Genomic DNA, 783 nt, shown 5'->3' with positions numbered 1-783 from the left:
CACCAAATGAATCGTTAGTAGAAAGACATCCGGCTGAGGATAAAGTAAACTAATCGCCCGCAGTACAGAGGGCGACTTTCATTGTCAGCAAACGCCCTGTAGTGAACAAGTGCTGCCCAAGAGGAATTAGAATGACGGACACAAGTTTGCAATCCAATACAGCGTTAGAGAACGAAACGACCCACTTTGGTTTCACCACAGTGGCGAAAGAAGAAAAAGTGACCAAAGTTGCCGAAGTTTTCCACTCAGTGGCAGCGAAATACGACATCATGAACGACCTGATGTCAGGTGGTATTCACCGCCTTTGGAAGCGTTTTACGATCGATTGCAGTGGCGCTCGTCCTGGTCAGCGCATTCTGGATCTAGGTGGTGGTACGGGTGACCTAACAGCGAAATTCGCCCTTATTTTTGGGGACCAAGGCCACGTGGTTCTGGCAGATATTAACAACTCAATGCTGAATGTTGGCCGCGACAAACTGCGCGATAACGGCATTGTGGGTAACGTACACTACGTACAAGCAAACGCAGAAGAACTGCCTTTCCCAGATGATTACTTCGATGTGATCACCATCAGCTTCTGTCTTCGTAACGTAACCGACAAAGACAAAGCACTGCGTTCAATGTTCCGCGTACTTAAGCCAGGTGGTCGTCTATTGGTTTTGGAATTCTCTAAACCAGTTCTCGAACCACTATCAAAAGTGTACGACGCGTACTCATTCCACCTATTGCCAAAAATGGGCGAATTGGTCGCGAATGACGCAGAAAGCTACCGCTACCTTGCTG

The 783-nt window shown here is 47.9% G+C and carries 1 protein-coding gene; it reads left to right on the top strand.

Going from position 1 to position 783, the window contains the following annotated elements; genetic code table 11:
• Nucleotides 1-131: 131 nt before the first annotated feature.
• A partial coding sequence (gene ubiE, locus R7E78_RS25970) for a bifunctional demethylmenaquinone methyltransferase/2-methoxy-6-polyprenyl-1,4-benzoquinol methylase UbiE (RefSeq protein WP_318058587.1) occupies nucleotides 132-783 on the top strand: 652 nt, incomplete at its 3' end.

The organism is Vibrio sp. YT-19(2023) (assembly GCF_033337395.1).
This window is presented reverse-complemented; position numbering and strand designations above follow the sequence as displayed.